Source organism: Bordetella genomosp. 6 (assembly GCF_002119705.1).
GTDB lineage: Bacteria > Pseudomonadota > Gammaproteobacteria > Burkholderiales > Burkholderiaceae_B > Bordetella > Bordetella bronchiseptica_F.
In genome coordinates this window covers 3,448,002-3,466,928 of the sequence record NZ_CP021107.1, presented here as the reverse complement: position 1 = coordinate 3,466,928, position 18,927 = coordinate 3,448,002, and the positions used below count along the sequence as shown (strand labels likewise).

The 18,927-nt window shown below is 69.1% G+C and carries 20 protein-coding genes; 12 read left to right on the top strand and 8 right to left on the bottom strand.

The window, feature by feature from the left end; genetic code table 11:
- The first annotated feature begins 2 nt into the window (after positions 1 to 2).
- From CAL11_RS16235 to CAL11_RS16190, 10 genes are all read left to right on the top strand, one after another.
- Complete coding sequence (locus tag CAL11_RS16235) at positions 3 to 1,001, top strand: ornithine cyclodeaminase family protein (RefSeq protein WP_086093497.1); 999 nt, start codon at positions 3 to 5, stop codon at positions 999 to 1,001.
- Between the two features lie 26 nt (positions 1,002 to 1,027).
- Positions 1,028 to 2,146 (top strand): cupin domain-containing protein, encoded by a 1,119-nt coding sequence (locus tag CAL11_RS16230; RefSeq protein WP_086093496.1) that lies wholly within the window; start codon positions 1,028 to 1,030, stop codon positions 2,144 to 2,146.
- Positions 2,147 to 2,153: 7 nt separating this feature from the next.
- Positions 2,154 to 2,672 carry an aromatic-ring-hydroxylating dioxygenase subunit beta gene (locus CAL11_RS16225; protein ID WP_086093495.1) on the top strand — a complete coding sequence of 173 codons (519 nt, stop codon included), beginning with the start codon at positions 2,154 to 2,156 and terminating at the stop codon, positions 2,670 to 2,672.
- Positions 2,673 to 2,687: 15 nt separating this feature from the next.
- Positions 2,688 to 3,929 carry an aromatic ring-hydroxylating dioxygenase subunit alpha gene (locus CAL11_RS16220; RefSeq protein WP_086093494.1) on the top strand — a complete coding sequence of 414 codons (1,242 nt, stop codon included), beginning with the start codon at positions 2,688 to 2,690 and terminating at the stop codon, positions 3,927 to 3,929.
- 74 nt (positions 3,930 to 4,003) lie between these two features.
- Positions 4,004 to 5,224: an ABC transporter substrate-binding protein gene (locus CAL11_RS16215; RefSeq protein WP_086093493.1), complete on the top strand. Its 1,221-nt coding sequence runs from the start codon at positions 4,004 to 4,006 to the stop codon at positions 5,222 to 5,224.
- A 67-nt stretch (positions 5,225 to 5,291) separates the two neighbouring features.
- Entirely contained in the window at positions 5,292 to 6,155 is an 864-nt protein-coding gene (locus tag CAL11_RS16210; RefSeq protein WP_003809840.1) for a branched-chain amino acid ABC transporter permease, read from the top strand.
- A gap of 2 nt (positions 6,156 to 6,157) precedes the next feature.
- A complete protein-coding gene (locus CAL11_RS16205; RefSeq protein ID WP_033462060.1) occupies positions 6,158 to 7,159 on the top strand; it encodes a branched-chain amino acid ABC transporter permease in 1,002 nt (333 codons plus the stop codon).
- Positions 7,156 to 7,899: an ABC transporter ATP-binding protein gene (locus CAL11_RS16200; protein ID WP_086093492.1), complete on the top strand. Its 744-nt coding sequence runs from the start codon at positions 7,156 to 7,158 to the stop codon at positions 7,897 to 7,899. The genes CAL11_RS16205 and CAL11_RS16200 overlap by 4 nt, the downstream gene beginning before the upstream one ends.
- Positions 7,899 to 8,594: an ABC transporter ATP-binding protein gene (locus CAL11_RS16195; protein ID WP_080699698.1), complete on the top strand. Its 696-nt coding sequence runs from the start codon at positions 7,899 to 7,901 to the stop codon at positions 8,592 to 8,594. The genes CAL11_RS16200 and CAL11_RS16195 overlap by 1 nt, the downstream gene beginning before the upstream one ends.
- Before the next feature lie 9 nt (positions 8,595 to 8,603).
- Positions 8,604 to 9,347, top strand: coding sequence for an SDR family oxidoreductase (locus CAL11_RS16190; protein WP_086093491.1), 744 nt, complete (start codon positions 8,604 to 8,606; stop codon positions 9,345 to 9,347).
- Between the two features lie 34 nt (positions 9,348 to 9,381).
- Here the strand turns inward: CAL11_RS16190 and ggt are convergent, their stop codons facing one another.
- Both ggt and CAL11_RS16180 read right to left on the bottom strand, forming a co-directional pair.
- A complete protein-coding gene (gene ggt / locus CAL11_RS16185) occupies positions 9,382 to 10,977 on the bottom strand; it encodes a gamma-glutamyltransferase (RefSeq protein WP_086093490.1) in 1,596 nt (531 codons plus the stop codon).
- 22 nt (positions 10,978 to 10,999) lie between these two features.
- Positions 11,000 to 11,971 (bottom strand): Bug family tripartite tricarboxylate transporter substrate binding protein, encoded by a 972-nt coding sequence (locus CAL11_RS16180; RefSeq protein WP_086093489.1) that lies wholly within the window; start codon positions 11,969 to 11,971, stop codon positions 11,000 to 11,002.
- 188 nt (positions 11,972 to 12,159) lie between these two features.
- Here CAL11_RS16180 and CAL11_RS16175 point away from each other — a divergent pair, with 188 nt between their 5' ends.
- Together CAL11_RS16175 and CAL11_RS16170 are read left to right on the top strand one after the other, a co-directional pair.
- Entirely contained in the window at positions 12,160 to 12,816 is a 657-nt protein-coding gene (locus CAL11_RS16175) for a GntR family transcriptional regulator (protein WP_003809856.1), read from the top strand.
- Positions 12,817 to 12,931: 115 nt separating this feature from the next.
- The gene (locus CAL11_RS16170; RefSeq protein WP_086093488.1) at positions 12,932 to 14,209 is read left to right on the top strand and encodes a hypothetical protein; all 1,278 of its coding nucleotides are present in this window, start codon (positions 12,932 to 12,934) and stop codon (positions 14,207 to 14,209) included.
- A 1-nt stretch (position 14,210) separates the two neighbouring features.
- Here CAL11_RS16170 and CAL11_RS16165 read toward each other — a convergent pair whose 3' ends face one another.
- The 6 genes from CAL11_RS16165 to CAL11_RS16140 all read right to left on the bottom strand — a co-directional run bounded on the left by CAL11_RS16165 (position 14,211) and on the right by CAL11_RS16140 (position 18,871).
- Positions 14,211 to 14,774 carry a hypothetical protein gene (locus tag CAL11_RS16165; RefSeq protein ID WP_086093487.1) on the bottom strand — a complete coding sequence of 188 codons (564 nt, stop codon included), beginning with the start codon at positions 14,772 to 14,774 and terminating at the stop codon, positions 14,211 to 14,213.
- Positions 14,771 to 15,352 (bottom strand): hypothetical protein, encoded by a 582-nt coding sequence (locus CAL11_RS16160; RefSeq protein WP_086093486.1) that lies wholly within the window; start codon positions 15,350 to 15,352, stop codon positions 14,771 to 14,773. The genes CAL11_RS16165 and CAL11_RS16160 overlap by 4 nt, the downstream gene beginning before the upstream one ends.
- Entirely contained in the window at positions 15,349 to 15,942 is a 594-nt protein-coding gene (locus CAL11_RS16155; RefSeq protein WP_033462045.1) for a hypothetical protein, read from the bottom strand. The genes CAL11_RS16160 and CAL11_RS16155 overlap by 4 nt, the downstream gene beginning before the upstream one ends.
- Positions 15,943 to 16,113: 171 nt before the next feature.
- Positions 16,114 to 17,490, bottom strand: coding sequence for a RidA family protein (locus tag CAL11_RS16150; RefSeq protein WP_086093485.1), 1,377 nt, complete (start codon positions 17,488 to 17,490; stop codon positions 16,114 to 16,116).
- 38 nt (positions 17,491 to 17,528) lie between these two features.
- Positions 17,529 to 17,771: a DUF4148 domain-containing protein gene (locus tag CAL11_RS16145; protein ID WP_157668855.1), complete on the bottom strand. Its 243-nt coding sequence runs from the start codon at positions 17,769 to 17,771 to the stop codon at positions 17,529 to 17,531.
- 35 nt (positions 17,772 to 17,806) lie between these two features.
- Positions 17,807 to 18,871: an alkene reductase gene (locus tag CAL11_RS16140; RefSeq protein ID WP_086093483.1), complete on the bottom strand. Its 1,065-nt coding sequence runs from the start codon at positions 18,869 to 18,871 to the stop codon at positions 17,807 to 17,809.
- Between the last annotated feature and the right edge of the window lie 56 nt (positions 18,872 to 18,927).

Here is an 18,927-nt window from a genome sequence, read left to right as displayed (position 1 = left end):
CCATGCTGTCATCGGCAATCTGGCTCAGCGAAGAGAACATTACGGCACTGGTCTCCCTCAAGGAGGCGATAGGCGTGCTGGAGACCGGCGTGCGCGCCCTGGGCACCGGCGAAGGCTTCAACATTCCCAAGGCGCTGGGCGCCTATGGCGACGCATCCTCGATGCACTCGCTGGGGTCCGCGCTGCCCGAGGCGGGCTTCTGCGGCTACAAGAACTGGATCAACACGCCGCGCGGCGCCAAGGCGGTCTACGTCCTGTTCGATGCGCGCGAAGGCCGCCTGCTGGCCATCATGGAGGCCAACGCCCTGGGGCAGATGCGCACCTCCGCCATGACCGGGCTGGGCACCAAGTGGGTGGCGCGTCCCGGCGCCGACGACATGGCCATCATCGGCACGGGGCGGCAGGCCCTGGCGCAGGTGGCGGCCGTGCACGCGGTGCGGCCGCTGTCGCGCATCCGCGTCTGGAGCCCCACGCCGGAGAACCGCCGGGCGTTCTTCGAGACCTTGCGCGAGCAGTTCGATACCGAGGTGGTCGTCGCCGATTCGCTGGCGCAGGCCTGCGATGGAGCCTCCATCGTGACCACCGTCACGCGCGCCCGCGAGCCGTTCCTCGATGCCGGCGTGCTGGGGCGCGGCGTGCACCTGAACGCGGTGGGCGCCATCCTGCCCCACAGCGCGGAATTCAGCCAGGACGTGTTCGCCCGCGTGGGTTTCATCGCGGTTGACGACGTGTCCGGCGCCCAGAAGGCCTCGCGCGAGTTCATCGACTATTTCGAGCAGGGCCCCGGCAAGGGCGACTGGAGCAGGGTGCGTCCGCTGGGCGAGGTCATTGCCGGCGGCGAGAAGCCGGCGCCCGATTGCGACATCAGCCTGTTCAAGGCCATGGGCATGGGCATATCTGACCTGTCGGTCGCCGTGCTAGCGTATCAGCGCGCAAAAGATGCGCAGGTCGGGCAATCCATTTCACTGATGGCCAGCGCCCCGATCCGGCTGCCCGTCTGACGGGGCCGGACCGGGCGCGGACCGGTATGGAACACAAGGAGACAACATTGGACAACAAGATCAAACTGGTGGACGTCAGCGGCCGGCCGGCCCGCGAGCAGACGTTCTGGCCCACCGTGGTGCTGCCCAGGGCAGCCATCGAATCGGAGATCGAACGCCTGGCGTCCATCCTCGCGCCGGCCGACGGCCTGCGCGCCGCCTCGGTGGATCACCCGTCCAATACCGGCCCCATCCCGGCCTACGCGCCCGGCATCGACGTGCAGATCGTCGTGCTCAAGCCCGGCGAGCAGACCGAGCCGATGCTGCGCAATTCGAGCTGTGTCGACATGTGCATCCGCGGCAAGGGCGTGGTCACGACAGGCGCCAGAACCTTCCAGGCCGAACGGTTCGATGTGTGGAACACGCCGTCGATGACGCCGGTGGTCTACCGCAACGACGGCTCCGACCTGTTCGTGCGGCTGTGCTACAGCAACGCGCCGCTGCTGGAACGACTGGACGTGCACTACGTGGGCCAGGTGGCCAACGCCACGCGCCCGGGCTCGCAGGATGCCGCGCAGGCAGCCAGCCAGCGGCGCGCGCGCGACGCCGCCACCCCGATAGCGATTGGCGAGGACGGCGCCCAGATGCTGGGCTACGAGTGGCTGGTCGACATCGATACCGTCGATTCGCGCATGCTGCACTGGCCCTGGAAGGAGGTATCGCCGCATCTCGAAACGGTCTATGGCATGGACCTCGCGTACACGGGGCGCCATCTGTACGTGCTGTACAACCCGGCCACCGAGCGGCGCATCGGCACTTCGCACAGCTTCTTCGCCACCATCGCCAAGCTGCCGCCCGGCAAGGTGGACCAGCCGCACCGCCACACCTCGGCCGCCATCAACTACATCATGTGGGGCAACGGCAAAAGCGTGGTCAACGGCGAGAAAATCCAGTGGCAGGAGGGCGACCTGCATTTCTCCGCGCCGGGCTGGTCGGTGCACAACCACGCCTCGCGCGACCAGGGCTTCGTGGCGCTCACCATCCAGGATCATCCGCTGCACATCGCCATGGAGTCGTTGCTGTGGCAGGAAACCCTGAAGTCACCGATCCTGAAGCTGGGCTCGGAACAGGGGATCCAGACCAACCTCTCGCGCGTCGCCGCGTAGGCCCGCCATGAGAGACCGAATCGTTCCCGTTGTCGCGCCCGTGCCGCGCGACCCGGCTTTCTTTGCGCTCGAGGCGTCGGTTCGCCGGCTGTACGACGAGATCGCCGACATGCTCGACCAGGACCTGGTCGAGCGCTTTCCCGATTATTTCATCGAGGACTGCCTGTACCAGGTCGTCTCGCGCGAGAACTACGCCGAGGGCCTGCCCCAGGCCAACATCTATTGCGACGGGCTGGGCATGGTGCGCGACCGCGTCACCGCCTTGCGCGAGACGCAGGTCTACGTGCCGCGCACCTGGCGCCACTTCATCAGCGGCGTGCGCGTCACCGCCATCGATGGCCAGGACATCCACGCGCGCGCCAACTTCCTGATCACCGAGGCGATGTCGGACGCCGATCCGACCATCTTCCTGGTCGGCCAGTACCTGGACGTGCTGGTGCGCGACGGCGACGAGCTGAAGTTCCGCCAGCACCTGGCCGTATTCGACAACCACCACGTCAGGCGCTCCCTGATCGTGCCGGTCTGAGGGAAGGAGCATCCGATGGATCAACGAGTCAATCCGGCGGCTTCGGCCGCCCGGCAGTGGCCGGCCGAGGGGTGGACCCGCGTGCCGTTCTGGGTCTATACCGACGCGCAGGTCTACGAGCGCGAACTGGAAGCCTTCTACTACGGCCCGACCTGGAACTTCGTGGCGCTGGAGTGCGAGATTCCCGAGCAGGGTTCGTACAAGCGCGCCTGGATCGGCGAACGCCAGGTCGTGGTGGTGCGCGGCGAGGGCGGGCAGGTACACGTCTGGGAAAACCGCTGCGCGCACCGCGGCGCGAGGCTGTGCTGGAAGAACAAGGGCAGGGAGGACTCGTTCACCTGCCCGTACCACCAGTGGAACTTCAACCTGGCCGGCCAGCTGCAGGGCGTGCCGCTCAAGCGTGGCGTGCTGAAAAAGGGCGGCATGCCGGCCGATTTCGACACGTCGGCTCATGCGCTGAAGTCCTTGCGTGTGCATGTCGAGCGCGGCTCGATATGGGCCAGCTTCAGCGACGAAGCGCCGCCGTTCGAACAGTATTGCGGCCCGGACGTGATGGCCGGCCTGCACCGCCAGTTCGACGGCAGGCCGCTGCGGCTGCTGGGCTATAGCCGCCAGCTCATTCCCGGCAACTGGAAACTGTACTTCGAGAATCTGAAGGATCCCTACCACGCCACGCTGCTGCATTCCTTCCTCATCACGTTCGGGCTGTGGCGCGCCGACACCCAGTCGGAAAGCATCCCGCTCGACGAGGGGCACAGCATGATGGTGTCGCGCAACGTCGGCAAGAAAAAGTCGGACGCGACCGCCGAGATCACGCGCTTCAAGGACGCGCTGGAGCTCAACGACCCCGACACGGTCACCCCGCGCACCGAGTTCGAGGACGGCAAGGTGGTCGCCATCTGCCTGTTCCCCAGCGTGATCATCCACCAGCAGGCCAATACCTTCGGCGTGCGTCACGTCATTCCCAAGGGCGTGGACTCGTTCGAACTGGCGTGGACGTTCTTCGGCTACGCCGATGACGACGACGAGATGCAGCGCCTGCGCGTGCGCCACGCCAACCTGTACGGCCCGGCGGGCTTCGTCGCCATGGAGGATGGCGAGGTCCTCAGCGAATCGCAGCTGGGGGCGCACCACTACGGCCATCGCAGCGCCGTGGTGGAAATGGGCGGACGGGACGTGGAGCGGCAGGATCACATGGTGACAGAGGTATTGATCCGCGCCTTCTACAAGCACTATCGCGAGGTCATGGGCCTGTAGGCGGGGCCTGGTTTTCAAACCGGCAGCAAGGTCCCCGGCGAGGATACGCCGGCACGACAAGGACAGGAGGAGACATGAACAAGATCCAAGGGCACAGCGCCGCGCCGTCGCGCCGGCGCTTCATCAAGGGGGCCGGGGCGTTCGGCGCCGCCGCGCTGTTCGGCGGCGCCGCGCCGGCCGTGCTGGCGCAGTCGCGCCAGCCGCTGCGCATCGGCGCGCTCAATTCGTACTCGAAGGTGTTCGCCGCGCTGGGCAATGCCAACCTCAATGGCATGAACATGTACTTCGACCAGATCGGCAACACCATTGCCGGGCGCAAGGTGGAAGTGATCCGCGAGGACGACGAGATCAATCCCCAGGTCGGGCTGCAGAAGCTGAAGAAGCTGGTCGAGAGCGACCGCTGCGACATCGTCACCGGCATCCAGGCCAGCAACGTCGCCATGGCGGCGGTCGAGTACCTGCGCCAGAGCAAGGCCTTCATGCTGTGCTCGGGCGCGGGCGTCGCGCAGCTGTCGTATACCGGCATGCCGTACTTCTTCCGCTGCTCGATCTCGACGGTGCCCATCCATGCCACCATGGGCGAGTGGTTCTATGACAACGTGGCCAAGGAGGCCTTGCTCACGGCTTCGGATTTCGCCGGCGGGCGCAATACCCTGGAAGAGTTCAAGGCCGGTTTCTCCAGGAAGGGCGGCCGGATCATCAAGGAAATCTACCCGCCGCTGGGCAACAACGATTTCAGCCCCTACCTGGCCGACATCCGCAGCATGAGCCCGCAGGCCACCTTCAGCTTCTACGCGGGCACCGACGCGGTGCGCTTCGTCAAGCAGTACGACGAGTACGGCCTGAAGGCCAAGTCGCGCCTGACCGGATCGGGCTTCATGCTCGACAGCGACACCATCCCGGCGCAGGGCCGCGCCGCCCTCGGCGCGCTCAACTCGCTGCACTACGCCGATACGCTGGACAACCCCGCCAACCTGAAGTTCGTGGCCGACTACCGGGCGCGCTTCAAGGACTATCCCAGCGTCTACAGCGAGTACGGCTACGTGGCCGCGCGCATCATCCACCTGGCGCTGGAGGCGGTCGACGGCAACAGCGAGGACAAGGACAAGCTGCGCGCGGCCATGCGCGCCATCAGGCTGGACGCGCCGCGCGGCCCGTTCCGGTTCAACGAGGAAACGCAAAGCCCCATCCATAACGTGTACATCCGCGAAGTGGCCGAGGTCGACGGGCGGCTCACCAACAAGGTGATCCACACCATCCCCGACGCGATCGAGCCGCCCCGCCGCACCGGCTGAGCGGATCCGTGCCACCGGCCCGTCGCGGGCGGGCCGGCGGCGGGCTTGCATCGACTACGAAGGCGCTATGGATTTCGTCATTACACAATTGCTCAACAGCCTGGTCCTGGGCGTGTTGCTGTTCATGATGTCCGCCGGGCTGTCGCTGATCTTCGGCCTGATGAACGTCGTCAACATCGCGCACGGCTCGTTCTTCATGATCGGCGCGTTCACGGCCTACACGCTGGCGCAGTTCTCGGGAAATTTCTGGTTCGCGCTGGGCGTGGGCTGGATCCCGGCCGTGGCGGCGGCGGTGCTGATGGAGCGGGTGTTCATCCGCCCGCTATACAAGCGCGGCCACCTCGACCAGGTGCTGCTGACCTTCGGGTTCATCTTCGTGTTCGGCGATATCTGCAAGTACCTGTGGGGCGCCGACATCCGCAACGTCGCGCCGCCGGAAATGCTGGAAGGCAGCCTGGAGCTGGCCGGCGCCATCGTGCCCAAGTACCGCCTGTTCCTGGTGTGCTTCGGCGGCGTGGTGGCCGCCGCGCTGTGGTGGTTCCTGGAGCGCAGCCGCATCGGCGCCATGGTGCGCGCCGGCGTCGACGACGCCGCGACGGCGGCGGGCATCGGCATCAACGTGCCCCTGCTGTTTGGCTGCATCTTCGCGCTGGGCGCGGCGCTGGCGGCCATCGGCGGCATCGTCGCCAGCCCCATCCTGGGGGTGTACCTGGGCATGGACGTCGAGATCCTCATCCCCGCCTTCATCGTGACGGTGGTGGGCGGCATGGGCAGCCTGCGCGGCGCGCTGGTGGCCGCCATGCTGGTCGGCGCCATCGACACCTTCGGCAAGGCGTATTTCCCCGACTACGCGCTGTTCCTTGTGTACCTGCTCATGGTGGTGGTGTTGCTCACCCGGCCGCAGGGTTTGTTCGGCATTGCGAGGGCCTGACCATGAAGACTGTATCCAGACCCATGCTGTTCGCCTTGCTGTGCGCCGCGCTGGCGGCCGCGCCGCTGGCCAGCGACTATACGCTCGGCCTGATATCGGAGATCCTGATCTTCGCCATCTTCGCGATGAGCCTGAACCTGCTGGTCGGCTATACCGGCCTGATGTCGCTCGGGCACGCCGCGTTCTTCGGCATGTCCACCTATACCGTGATCGCCCTGGGCGTGCACCTGGGTATCTCGGGCTGGTGGGGCATCCTGGCCGGCGTGGCCATGGCCACCGCGCTGGCGGCGGTGATCGGGGTGTTTTGCATCCGCGTCAGCGGCATCCCCTTTCTCATGCTCACCATGGCGTTCTCGCAGCTGCTGTATGCCGCCTCGCTCAAGTGGCGCTCGCTCAGCGGCGGCTCGGACGGCCTGGTCGGCTTCGTGCGGCCGGCGCTGTTCGGCGTCAGCCTGTCCGAGAGCGCGCTGGCGCGCTACGCGGTGGTCGCGGTCGGCTTCGCGCTGGTGCTGGTGTTCCTGTGGTGCCTGGTGCGCTCGCCGCTGGGCAGCATTTTCATCGGCATCCGCGACAACGAACAGCGCATGCGGGCCATCGGCTATCCGGTGCAGCGCTTCAAGCTGCTGTCTTTCATCATCGCCGGTTTTCTGGCCGGGGTGGCCGGCGCGCTGTATGCGCTGTTCAACGCCTATGTCTCCACCGACATCCTGCACTGGCACCTGTCGGGCGATGTCATGATCATGATGATCCTGGGCGGCAGCGGCACCGTGCTGGGCCCGGCGATCGGCGCGGCGCTGTTCCTGCTGCTGAAGAACTTCATCGGTTCGTACAACGACTACTGGTCGTTCTGGGTCGGCGCCGTCTTCATCTTCTGCGTCATGTTCATGCGCGAGGGCGTGTGGGGCTACGCGGTCGCGCGCTGGCGCGCGGCGCGCCGCGACGCGCCGCCGCAGGCCCCGCCCGAATCGCCGGTGGCCAAGGCCGTGCTGCGGGAGGCCAAATGACCATGCTCCAGACCGAGAACCTGTGCAAGGCCTTCGGCAGCGTCGTGGTGACGAAGAACGTCTGCCTCAGCGTGCGCGCCGGCGAGCGCCACATCATCATCGGCCCCAACGGCGCCGGCAAGACCAGCCTGGTGCATCAGCTGACCGGCCAGCTCAAGCCGTCCTCGGGGCGCATCCTGTTCAAGGGGCGCGATATCACCGGCGCGGCGCCGGACGCCATCTGCCAGATGGGCGTGGGGCGCACCTTCCAGAAGAACAACCTGTTCATGAACCTGAGCGTGCGCGAGAACGTGCGCCTGGCCGTGCAGGCCAAGCAGGGCGGCTGGTACGAGGCGCTGCGCGGCGCCGAGAGCCGCCACGCCCAATGGGAGCGCGCCGACCAGCTGCTCGAACAGGTGCGCCTGGCCAGCGGCGGCCGCCAGCGCGTCGGCGAGCTGTCGTATGGCGAGCAGCGCCAGCTGGAGGTGGCCATCGCCATGGCGGCCGAGCCCGAGCTGCTGCTGCTCGACGAGCCGACCTCGGGCATGTCGCCGGCCGAGACCGACCGCATGATAGATCTGGTGCGCAGCCTGCCGCCGTCGCTGGCGGTGCTGATGATCGAGCACGACATGAAAGTGGTGTTTTCGCTGGCCGACACCATCACCGTGCTGTACTACGGCGAAGTCCTGGCGAGCGGCGCGCCCTGCGACATCCAGGGCAACCAGCGGGTGCGGGACGTCTACCTGGGAGGGAAGCACTGATGCTGGAAGTCAGTGGTATCAACACGTACTACGGCGCCAGCCATGTGCTGCGCGACGTGTCGCTGCAGGTGCGCGACGGCGAGGTCACCTCGATCCTGGGACGCAACGGCGCCGGCAAGACCACCACGGTGCTGTCCATCATGGGCTACCTGAAACCGCGCAGCGGCCGCATCGCCTATCGCGGCCGCGACATCGGCGGCGCGCCCTCGCATCGCATCTCGCGGCTGGGCCTGGGTTTCGTGCCGCAGGAGCGCGGCATCTTCGACAGCCTCACCGTCGAGGAGAACCTGACCGTGGCGGCGCGGCCCGGACGCGATGGGCGCTGGACCCTGGAGCGCATCTACGCGCTGTTTCCGCGCCTGAAAGAGCGCCGCGCCAACCGCGGCTTCCAGCTCTCGGGCGGGGAGCAGCAGATGGTGTCGATCGCGCGCGCCCTGATGCTCAACCCCTCCGTCATCCTGCTCGACGAACCCTCCGAAGGCTTGGCGCCGCTGATTGTCGACGAGATCGTCGAAATCCTGCGCAGGCTGAAATCCGAAGGCATGGCGGTCCTGCTGATCGAACAGAACCTGAGCGTCGCGCTGGACCTGGGCGACACGCACTACGTGCTGTCCAAGGGCGAGGTGTGCTTCATGGGCGACAGCGCCGCGCTGCGCGGCAACGAGTCGGTGCTCAGCACCCACCTCAGCGTCTAGGAGGCGGCCATGAGCCAGCGCGGGCTGTTCGTGGTCACCGGCGGCGGCCGCGGTATCGGCGCGGCCATCGCCAGGCTGGCCGCGCGCGATCATCCGGTGGCCATCCTGTACCGCGCCGATGCGGCCGCGGCCGAGGCGGTCGCCGCCGATATCGCCGCGCAGGGCGGGCGGGCCGTGGCGCTGCAGGCCGACGTCGGCGACGAGGCCTCGCTGATGGACGCGTTCGCGCGGCTGGACCGGCTGGGCCGCGTCGCGGTGCTGGTCAACAACGCCGGCGTCACCGGCGGCGTGGCGCGGGTCGAGGACGTGACGCGCGGCGCCCTGGAAGAAGTGTGGCGGGTCAATGTGCTGGGCGCCTTCCTGGCCGCGCGCGAAGCGGTGCGCCGCATGTCGACGCGCCGCGGCGGATCGGGCGGCGCCATCGTCAACGTATCGTCCGGCGCCGCGCAACTGGGCTCGGCCGGCAGCTGGGTGCACTACGCGGCCACCAAGGGCGCGCTGGACACGATGACCGTGGGCCTGGCGCGCGAGGTGGCCGGCGAGGGCATACGCGTGAACGCGGTGCGGCCCGGCGTCATCGATACCGAGGTGCATGCCCAGCGCTCGCCCGAACAATTGCGGCGCATGGTCGGCGCCATTCCGCTGGGCCGCATGGGCACGGCCGAGGAAGTCGCCCAGGCCGTCGTCTGGCTGGCCGGCGAGCAGGCTTCGTACGTCACCGGCTGCCTGCTGGATGCGCGCGGCGGCTTCTAGGGGCGGCGCGTGGCGCCGCCCCGCGCGGCGGGCTTCAGAAACCGACCGCCTGGCCGTCGCGGCGCGAATCGGAGGCGGCCAGGTAGCCGCCTTCGGGCAGGCGGCAGATCAGCTGGGCCGACCCGAACTCCAGGCTGTCGGCCGGCGCCACCGCCACATTGTGGCCACGGTCGCGCAGCGCCTGCGCCACGTCGGCGGGCAGGTGCGCCTCGACGTTGACCACCGGCCCGTTCTCGACCCGGAAGCGCGGCGCGTCGCTCATGGCCTGCGGGTTCTGGCCGAAGGCGGCCAGACGGGTCGCCATCTGCAGGTGGCCCTGCGCCTGCATCGACCCGCCCATCACGCCGAACGACATGGCCGGCTGGCCCTTGCGCGTCATGAAGGCGGGAATGATGGTGTGCATGGGCTTCTTGCGCGGCGCCACCTGGTTGACGTGGCCCGGCGTGAGCACGAAGTTCATGCCGCGGTTGTGCAGGCTGATGCCGGTATCGGGCACGACCACGCCGGAGCCGAAGCCATGGTAGTTGGACTGGATGAACGACACCATGGTGCCGTCGGCATCGGCCGCGGTCAGGTAGACCGTGCCGCCGGTGGCCGGCGCACCGGCGGCCGGGACGCTGCTGCGGTCCATCGAGATCAGGCGCGCGCGCTCGGCCAGGTAGGCGCGGTCGAGCAGGGCGGCGGCGTTCACGCGCATGTGGCGCGGGTCGGTCACATGCTGGTGCAGGTCGGCGAAGGCCAGCTTCATGGCTTCGATGCTGACGTGGTAATAGTCCGCGCTGTCGCGGCCCATGGCTTCCAGGTCGAACTGCTCCAGCATGCCCAGCGCCATCAAGGCGGCGATGCCCTGGCCGTTGGGCGGGATCTCGTGCAGTTCGTAGTCGCGGAACGATTGCGAGATCGGCTCGACCCATTCCGGACGGTGCTCGGCCAGGTCCTGCTCGCGCAGCGCGCCGCCGGTCTGGCGCGCGAAGTCGGCGATGCGGCGGGCCAGTTCGCCCTGGTAGAAGCTGGCGCCGCCCGTCTCGGCGATCTCGCGCAAGGTGCGCGCCTGGGCCGCGAAGCGCCACCATTGGCCGGCCTGCGGCGCCTGCCCCTGCGGCAGGAAGGCGTCGGCGAAGCCCGGTTCCCCGGCCAGCTTGGGGGCCTGCGTGGCCCACTGGCGCGCGATGGTGGGCGAGACCGGGAAGCCCTGCTCGGCATAGGCGATGGCCGGCTCGAACAGGGCGGCGAACGGCAGCTTGCCGAAGCGCTCCGACAGCGCCTTCCAGCCCGCCACCTGGCCAGGCACGGTTACCGCGCCCCAGCCGGTGGGCGGCATGGTCTCGCGGCCGGCGAAATACTCGGGCGTCCAGGCAGCCGGCGCGCAGCCGCTGGAGTTCAGGCCGTGCAGGCGGCCGCCGTGCCAGACCAGCGCGAACAGGTCGCCGCCGATGCCGTTCATGACCGGCTCGACCACGGTCAGCGCAATGGCCGTGGCGATGGCGCTGTCTACCGCGTTGCCGCCGGCCAGCAGCATGCGCAGGCCGGCCTGCGCCGCCAGCGGCTGGCTGGTGGCGACCGCATTGGATGCCAGCACGGGCATTTTGCGGCTGGCGTAGGGGAAGGACCAATCGAAGGGAAGTGACATGGCTGCTGCCGTAGGTTGGAGATTACTGGGGCGTGATGCCGGCCTGTTCGACCAGCTTGCGGGTGCGCGGCAGTTCGGCCTTGATGAACGCCGCGAACTGCTCGCGGCTGCCGCCTTGCGGCTCGGCGCCGGTTTCGGCCAGCTTGGTGCGCAAGGCCGGGTCGGCCAGCACCTTGTTGACCGCCTGGTTCAGCTTGTCGAGCACCGGCGCGGGCGTGCCATGCGGGGCGACCAGGCCGTACCACGGCGCGATATCGTAGCCGCTGTAGCCTTGCTCGGCGATGGTCGGGATCTGCGGCGCCATGGCCGAGCGCTGGGCGTTGGACATGCCCAGCGCCACCAGCTTGCCGCTGTTGACCTGCGGCAGGCCGGTCATGATGGTGTCGAAGTACATCGAGACCTGGCCGCTGAGCAGGGCCGGGATGGCTTCGCCGGCGCCCTTGTAGGGCACGTGCAGGATGTCGATGCCGGCCACCGACTTGAGCATTTCGCCGGCCATGTGGGAGGTGGTGCCGGTGCCGAACGACGCATAGGTCAGCTTGCCGGGGTTGGCCTTGGCGTAGGCCACCATCTCCGGCAGGGTCTTGAACGGCTGCGACGGGTTGGCCAGCAGGATATTGGGCGTATAGGCCACCATCGACACCAGCTCGAAGCTGTCCGGGTCATAGGACAGGCGCTTTTGCAGATAGCGGTTGGTCACGATGGCCGCGGGGCCGCCCATCAGCAGGGTATAGCCGTCGGGCTCGGCGCGCGCCACCGCGGCGCTGCCGATGGCCGCCGCCGCGCCGGGGCGGGCCTCGATGACGAAAGGCTGGCCCAGCTCCTTGGCCAGCGCCGCGCCCAGCTGGCGCGAGATCAGGTCGGTGGCCGAACCGGCCTGGAACGGCACGACGATCTTGACCGGGTGTTGCGGCCAATCGGCGCCGGTGGCGCCAGCCTGGCCGGCAAACGCGATCGAAACGGCGGCCAGCGCCTGCAAAAGACGGAATTTCATGGTTTCCCCTGGAAGTGGATGCGGCGTGCCGCGCGGACGGCCGGGCCGCGCGCGTGGCAAGTGCTGCCCGGATTAGACGGGACACCGGCCTGGCGCGACATTAGGTATTGTATCAATGGATCATTGGATCCAATTTATGTTATGGTCGCGGCTAACTATCATTGCGGGTTTAACCGTCCGAGATCCCGATGCTGCAATTCCAGAAGACAGCAGTCAGCGCCGAGGAAGAGGCCTACCAGTACCTCCAGCAGGAAATCCGGCTGGGCCGCTACGCGCCCGGGCAACGCCTGGTGCCCGAAGCCATCGCCGGCGAGATCGGCACCAGCCGCATGCCGGTGCGCGGCGCGCTGCGCCGCCTGGCTTCCGAAGGCCTGGTCGAAATCCGCGCCAACCGCGGCGCCGTGGTGCGCGGCCTGAACCGCCAGGAAATGCTGGAGGTCTTCGAGATGCGTTCGGTGCTCGAAGGCCTGGCCGTGCGCAACGCCCTGGCCAACCTGGGCGACGAGCACATCCGGCGGCTCTCCAGCATGCTGGACCAGATGGAGGCCGGCTCGGGCGACTACCTGGACTGGACCACCGCCCACCGCGAGTTCCACGAATACCTGTGCAGCTTCTGCCGCCAGCCGCGGCTGCTGCGCCAGATCTCCGAGCTGCACTCGGTCGTCGAGCCCTACATGCGGCTGTGGGCCGCGCAGCCCGGCCGCAGCCTGCGCGCGCGCGAATCCCACCAGGAACTGATCGACGCGCTCAAGACCCGCGACGCGGCCCGCGCCGAAGCCGCCGCGCGCCAGCACGTGCTCAATACCGTGCCGGTGCTGCAGGATTTCCTCGCCCAGGCGGGCTGACAGCACCAGCGGATCGTGTTGACACCCTGTGCCGGGTTGTCCCCAGCGGTAACAGTCTGGCGTGCGCGCCGGCGCTAAGATCGGGCGCTTGCGTTGCGCAACGCAGGAGGCAAGCATGCTCGATTCCGTCCTCGCGCCGTGGGCGTTGACCGGCCGGCTGTGGCTGAGGTTCTGGCCGCAATTGATGGCGCTGGTGGCGGCCGGCGTGCTGGCGCATGGCCTGCTGATATGGCTGGCCGTGCACACGGGCTTCGCCAACCATCTGGCCGGCCTGGCCGTGCTGACGCTGGTGGCGCTGGCCCAGCTGGTCGTCACGGTCTCGATGTTCCTGGTGGTCCTGCCAGGCTTGCCGGCGCTGCGGGCCGCGCAGCAGGCTGCGCGTGCCGGCGAGGACGGCGCGCGCGCGGGCATGGCCCGCCTGGCCCATGTCATCACGGTGGCGCTGCTGCCGTTCTTCGCCTATTACGCGGCCTGGGGGTTCCTGGGCAACACCGTGCGCCAGTACTCCCGCATGGCCATCCATCTGGATCCGCTGGGCACGCACGGCAACGTGCTGGACGCGCTGGACTCGCGCTGGCTGCTGGTCTCGGTGGCCGTGTCCTGGCTGGTGCGCAGGATGGCCCTGCGCGCTCGCGACCGCACCCGGCACCCCGGCTGGCAGTTGCTGGTCGTGCTGTGCGAGACCAACTGGATCCTGGTCGGCCTGTATGTGATCAGCCGCTGGAAGGACCAGGCCTGGCAATGGCTGCTGGCGCAGCGCGACTGGAGCGCCGTGCTGGATTTCTGGCAGCGCCTGCTCACGCCGCTGGCCAATGCCTGGTCGGCCGGCATGGTGCCGGCCGAAGCCGAGGCCGCCAGCTGGAGCGGCACGCTGGTCAACCTGTTCTTCTACGCCCTGCTGCCCGTCGTCTGGCTGGTCATGGTGGCGCTGATCTATGGCTACGACGTGCGCGAGGACGCCGAGTTGCGGCGCGTGCGCCGGCTCGAGCGGCTGGGCCAGCGCTACCAGTCCGTGCCGCGCTTCCTGCGCGATTTCGTCGAGCACTTCATCGGCGGCTATCGCAAGCGCTACCTGCCGCTCGCCAACGGCGTGCGCCTGGCCTTTCACAGCGGCGCCGTGTTGCTGGTCACGCTGATTGTCGGCTACCGGCTCATCGACTGGGGCGCGGCGTGGCTGTGGTACGGCACGGCGCGGCTGATCGGACCTTACGCGCTCGACTCGTGGCAGATCCTGGGCGACGGGTTGTCGGTGCTGTTCGGCAGCCCGTTCCGGGATTCGTCCACCGGCCTGTTGATCGAGCCTTTGCGCGTCTGCTTCCTGGCGGCCGTGCTGGAGTGCGCATTCTCGCCCTGGCAGGCGCGCCGCGTCGCCAGCCCCGCGCCGGCCGGCTGAGTCAATCGGCCGCGGGAACCGCGAAGCGCAGGTAGGCAGGCCGTTCGCTGGCCACCGAGACCGAGAGCGTCAGCGGTCTGGCCACATCCGGCGGCAGCATGAACACTTCCATGATGGTCAGCTTCGAGCCCGGCGGCGCGCCGCGATGGGCCGCCGCCAGGCAGCCGCGCGCCATGTGGGGCGCCATGCGCAGGACCGGTTCGGTGGCGGGCCGCCACACGCGGCCGCGCGCGTCATGCAGCGCGATGCGGCAGGCTTGCCAGCGCCTGGGCAAGTCATCGGCCTGGACCTGCACTTCGAAGGCGGCATAGGACGCGCGCGACCCCGGCAGCCAGCCGCGCCGGGCCGGCGCGTCGATGATGCCGAATTCAAGCAGCTTCCATTGCGCCCCGCCCAGCGCGCCCTGCGCCTGGACGGGCACATCGCGCGCGCGCAGCTCGCGGTTGTCCAGCCATTGCGGCACGTTCTCCGCGTTGCGCCAGGCCAGCGACAACACCAGCACCACCGGCAGCAGCCACAGGCTGCGGCGGCGCCACGTGCGTTCCGTCGTGTCGCCGGCGCTCATGGGCCGGCGTCCTGGTCCAGGTCGTGGCTGGCCACGGCCTCGGGCCGCCCGTCGGCCGATACCGGCACATCGTCCAGGGCAATGCGCGCCTGCGAATCGAGACGGGGCGAGTAGCGCTCCGACAGCAGCAGCGTGGCGCCGCGCGCCTGGTCGGGGCGGATTTCGAACACCAGGCGCACCGTGCGCGGCAGGCCGGGGTCCAGCATGTAGGGCGGCACGCCGGGCGCGAGGCTGAGGCGGTCGGTGTGCCGGTACGTCAGTTCGTCCGGGCCCAGCCAGGCCGCCTCGCCCATCTGGGCGGAGCTGTCCAGGGCGGCCAGCCGCACCCACACGATGGCCCACACGCCAGCGGTTTCGCGCACGCGCTCGCGCCCCAGGCTGCGATAGCGCAGCTGGCGCGCGAACTGCACGCGCTGTACCGTCGCGTCGAACTGGCGCGTGCGCACCGCCTGGCCCATGGCGCCGCGCTCGACGATCGGGCCGGTCAGGTCCAGGTAGCGCGGCGTGCTGCGCTGCATGCCATACAGCGCCAGCGCGGCAAGCAGCAGCAGGGCCAGCGTGCCCAGGCGCGCGCTCATCGCGCAGCCTCCGGCGCGTCCGCGCGCACCGGCAGCTCGACGCGGCCGATCAGCACCGGATTGAACCAGCCGGGCGTGCCGTACAGGTTGTCCACCGGCTTGTAGGTCTTGCTTTCGACGGCGAAGGCGGCCTGCCGCGGCGGTGCCACCCCGGGCGGCATGCTCCAGATGAAGGCCACGCGTTCGGGCAGCCCGGGATGCAGGGAAGGGCCGTACTGCGGGTCGCGCACCGACACCAGGGTGGGCGTGCCGGGCGTGATGCCCGGCGGCGCCCGCCATTGCAGCAGGTCCAGGTAGTCGCGGGTCGATTCGGCGGTGCGGTTGGTCAGTTCGGCCTCGACCACCAGGGCTGTGTGGCCGGGCTTGAGTCTCACGTCGTAGACCTTGTCGGACGCCGCCAGCCAGGCGGCCCGCGGCACCAGGCGCCATTGGCCGGTCTGCACGGTGGAATCGGCGCCGAACACCGGTTCGGCCGCCGTCCGTGTGCCGTCGTACGCGCCATACAGGGCCACACTGGCGGCGGCGGCCAGCGAGCCGACGCCGGCCACACCGGTCACGACACGGGCTTTGAGCGAGTGCAGTACGCGCATCCGGGCTCCTGGCGCGCCGCGGCGGCGCGCTTCAAGCCCCACATCGTAGGCGGCGCGCCCGCGCGCGACGCCGCCGGGATGTGTCCAAGCGTGTCGGACGCACGCGTGGCGCATCGCTGGGCCAAATCTTGAAACAAACTGGGCGCAGCCTGGCGGCAGCCGCCCCGGATATCACGGCACGTAGGCCGTGATATCCAGCAGCGTATGCGCGCCGGGCACCACCAGCGGTCCGCCCAGCACCAGCGTGGTCGACACCGGTTTCAGGCCGGGAAAATGCGCGGCCCATTCATCCATCGCCTCGGCGAAGTTCTCGCCCCGGTCGTGGAAGCACACGCGCCGCACCACATTCTCCAGCGTCGTTCCCGCTGCCTCGCAGATGGCCGCCACATTCTTGAGCATGTACGCCATCTGCTTGCGCGCGGGCAGGCCGTAGTACGGAAAATTGGGGTGGCGGGCCATGCCTTCGGCCAGGGCGCCGCCGGCGTCGGCGGGCATCTGCTGGCTGAAGAAAAGCAGATTGCCGGCCTTGACCGCCTGCGGTTCATGGCTGAATGGCTTGGGCGCCTTGCTGGTATGGACGGTCTCGATCGTCTTGCCGCTGTCCTCGGCCAGCAGCGTCAGCGCGATTTCGACGCGGCGTCCCTGGCCGCCCGTCAGGCCCATGTACGGCATGACCACGCGCGCCGGCGGATTGTCCGGGAACCAGCGCTTCCAGGCAGCCTCCATGGCCGCGTACTCGGACGGATGGCCGATGTAGACCTCGGCCTTGACGGCGCGTCGCAGTGACGAGCCGGCGCCCTCGGCCAGCCTGGCCAGGTGGCGCAGGACCTGGTCGGTCTGCTGTTGCGTGCCGGCGCCGGCCGGCGCGCGTTGCCACGGCTCGCTCGACAGGAAGATCCAATCGCCGCGCCGCACCGCCCCTGCCTGGCCGGGCGGGGGCGCGGGTTGCCCGAAGCCGATGTTGCGTCCGCCATCGTCCACGCAGAGCAGGTCGATTTCAAGCAGCGTGTCCTTGACCATCAACGCCTTCACGCCCATCGCCGTCGCGGCCGGGCCGGGCGCGGCCAGGAAGGCGTCGCGCTCGGCGAAATGGGCCTGGGTGGAAATGCGCGGCCAATTGTTGCCCTGCGCGAACGCGTCCATGGTCGGGTGCGGCGAGGTCAGCCATTGCCACAGGCGGACGGTGTCGCGGCCCAGGTCCAGGCCGGCGGCCGCCACGGTGCGGGCCACGTTGGACATCACGAAGCGCGACTGCAGCGTCAGCTGCTCGGCCAACGTGCCGCTGCCGCGGGCTTGCGGCGCCACGCCGGTCTCGAAGTCGCTGGCCAGCTGGCCGGCGATGAACAACCAGCCCGCCGCCTTGATCGCGGGCGTATACGGCATCAGCGGCTTTTCCACGCCGCCGGGCCAGAAGCCCTGGGGCGCCAGGGCGTCGCGCGCGGCGGCCAGGCCGCCGGCCCGCGCGGCCAGGCCGAGCGGCGCGGCCAGCGTCATGCCGGCGGCCGCGGCGCCCTGGATAAAGCGGCGGCGATTCATCATGGAGGTCATATCGGTTCCTTGAAAATCCGGAAGGGGGGAATGGGTAATCAATGCACGGCGGTCGGGGCGGGCCGGGCTGGCGCGGCAGGCGCACGGCGCACAATGCCGCCGGACTCCGCCTGCGCCGGCGGTTCGGCATTGCCGCGCCGCACCTGGCCGGCGCGCTGCGCGGCGATGAGTTCATCGAGCACTTGCGCCCGCGTCTTGCCGGGCGCCGCGGCCGGCTGGGAGTGGGCGCTGGCGGCCGCCAGCGCCGCGATGCTCAATACGAGCCGGGCAAACCATGTCATGGGGGGCGCCACAGGGCTGGGTTGGCGGCGTGGCATCACTGCATTCCCAGCGGCGGATAATCGGTGTATCCGCGCGCGCCGCCGCCGTAGAAGGTGGCCTGGTCGGGCGGGTTCAGCGGCTGGCCGGTGCGCAGGCGCGTCACGAAATCCGGGTTGGCCAGCGCCCAGCGGCCGACCGGCGCAATGTCGGCCAGCCCCGTCTCGACATCCTGGCCGATCTGCTCGATCGGCCGGTTGACGCGGTTGACCAGCAGGGCGCCGCGCCACAGCTGCCGGATGTCCTTGAGCAAGGCGTCGTCGCCGTTGTGCGCGATATGCAGGTACGACAGCTTCAGCTGCGCCAGGCCCGCCACCAGGTGGCGATACATGTCGCCGTAGTGCGGGCCCTCGTCGATGCCGCCCAGGCGCGAACCGGGCGAAAGCCGGATGCCGGTGCGATCGGCGCCGATTTCCCCGGCCACTGCGGCCGCCACTTCCAGCGCGAAGCGCGTGCGGTGCGCGATGGATCCGCCGTAGGCATCGTCGCGATGGTTGGCGTTGGGCGAGAGGAATTGCTGGATCAGGTAACCGTTGGCACCGTGTATCTCCACGCCATCGGCACCGGCCTCGATGGCGCGCGCGGCGGCATGCCGGTAGTCGCGCACCGTGGCCTGGATCTCGTCGGGCGACAGCGCGCGCGGCGCGGGCACCTGCTGCATGCCCGTGGGCGTGTAGATCTGGGCCTCGGGCGCGATGGCCGAGGGCGATACGGCCTGGCGTCCATGCGGCGTGTTGGCCGGATGGGACATGCGGCCGGCATGCATGACCTGGATATACAGGTGGCCGCCGGCGGCGTGCACCGCATCGGCCACGTTGCGCCAGCCGGCCACGTGGGCGTCGCTGTAGATGCCTGGGGAATTGAGAAAGCCCTGGCCGTCGGCCGAAGGCTGGGTGCCTTCCGAAATCAGCAGGCCCAGCGATGCGCGCTGTGCGTAGTACTCGGCGGCCAGCTCGCCGGGCGTGCCGTCGTCTTGCGCGCGGCTGCGGGTCAGGGGAGACATCGCCAGGCGATGTGCGAGATTCATGCGGCCGATCCGGATCGGATCCCAGAGAGTGGTCATGGCGTATTCCTACCGATTTGAGGTGAAAGGGCGGGCACGTCGAGTGCGTGATCGGT

What these genes read in the sequence shown, in the direction of transcription:
- CAL11_RS16190 (WP_086093491.1), top strand. Translation starts at nt 8,604, where the DNA reads ATGAGCCAGCGCGGGCTGTTCGTGGTCACCGGCGGCGGCCGCGGTATC.
- CAL11_RS16175 (WP_003809856.1), top strand. Translation starts at nt 12,160, where the DNA reads ATGCTGCAATTCCAGAAGACAGCAGTCAGCGCCGAGGAAGAGGCCTAC.
- CAL11_RS16195 (WP_080699698.1), top strand. Translation starts at nt 7,899, where the DNA reads ATGCTGGAAGTCAGTGGTATCAACACGTACTACGGCGCCAGCCATGTG.
- CAL11_RS16200 (WP_086093492.1), top strand. Translation starts at nt 7,156, where the DNA reads ATGACCATGCTCCAGACCGAGAACCTGTGCAAGGCCTTCGGCAGCGTC.
- CAL11_RS16145 (WP_157668855.1), bottom strand. Translation starts at nt 17,771, where the DNA reads ATGACATGGTTTGCCCGGCTCGTATTGAGCATCGCGGCGCTGGCGGCC.
- CAL11_RS16210 (WP_003809840.1), top strand. Translation starts at nt 5,292, where the DNA reads ATGGATTTCGTCATTACACAATTGCTCAACAGCCTGGTCCTGGGCGTG.
- CAL11_RS16205 (WP_033462060.1), top strand. Translation starts at nt 6,158, where the DNA reads ATGAAGACTGTATCCAGACCCATGCTGTTCGCCTTGCTGTGCGCCGCG.
- CAL11_RS16225 (WP_086093495.1), top strand. Translation starts at nt 2,154, where the DNA reads ATGAGAGACCGAATCGTTCCCGTTGTCGCGCCCGTGCCGCGCGACCCG.
- CAL11_RS16160 (WP_086093486.1), bottom strand. Translation starts at nt 15,352, where the DNA reads ATGAGCGCGCGCCTGGGCACGCTGGCCCTGCTGCTGCTTGCCGCGCTG.
- CAL11_RS16235 (WP_086093497.1), top strand. Translation starts at nt 3, where the DNA reads ATGCTGTCATCGGCAATCTGGCTCAGCGAAGAGAACATTACGGCACTG.
- ggt (WP_086093490.1), bottom strand. Translation starts at nt 10,977, where the DNA reads ATGTCACTTCCCTTCGATTGGTCCTTCCCCTACGCCAGCCGCAAAATG.
- CAL11_RS16165 (WP_086093487.1), bottom strand. Translation starts at nt 14,774, where the DNA reads ATGAGCGCCGGCGACACGACGGAACGCACGTGGCGCCGCCGCAGCCTG.
- CAL11_RS16155 (WP_033462045.1), bottom strand. Translation starts at nt 15,942, where the DNA reads ATGCGCGTACTGCACTCGCTCAAAGCCCGTGTCGTGACCGGTGTGGCC.
- CAL11_RS16180 (WP_086093489.1), bottom strand. Translation starts at nt 11,971, where the DNA reads ATGAAATTCCGTCTTTTGCAGGCGCTGGCCGCCGTTTCGATCGCGTTT.
- CAL11_RS16140 (WP_086093483.1), bottom strand. Translation starts at nt 18,871, where the DNA reads ATGACCACTCTCTGGGATCCGATCCGGATCGGCCGCATGAATCTCGCA.
- CAL11_RS16220 (WP_086093494.1), top strand. Translation starts at nt 2,688, where the DNA reads ATGGATCAACGAGTCAATCCGGCGGCTTCGGCCGCCCGGCAGTGGCCG.
- CAL11_RS16215 (WP_086093493.1), top strand. Translation starts at nt 4,004, where the DNA reads ATGAACAAGATCCAAGGGCACAGCGCCGCGCCGTCGCGCCGGCGCTTC.
- CAL11_RS16170 (WP_086093488.1), top strand. Translation starts at nt 12,932, where the DNA reads ATGCTCGATTCCGTCCTCGCGCCGTGGGCGTTGACCGGCCGGCTGTGG.
- CAL11_RS16150 (WP_086093485.1), bottom strand. Translation starts at nt 17,490, where the DNA reads ATGACCTCCATGATGAATCGCCGCCGCTTTATCCAGGGCGCCGCGGCC.
- CAL11_RS16230 (WP_086093496.1), top strand. Translation starts at nt 1,028, where the DNA reads ATGGAACACAAGGAGACAACATTGGACAACAAGATCAAACTGGTGGAC.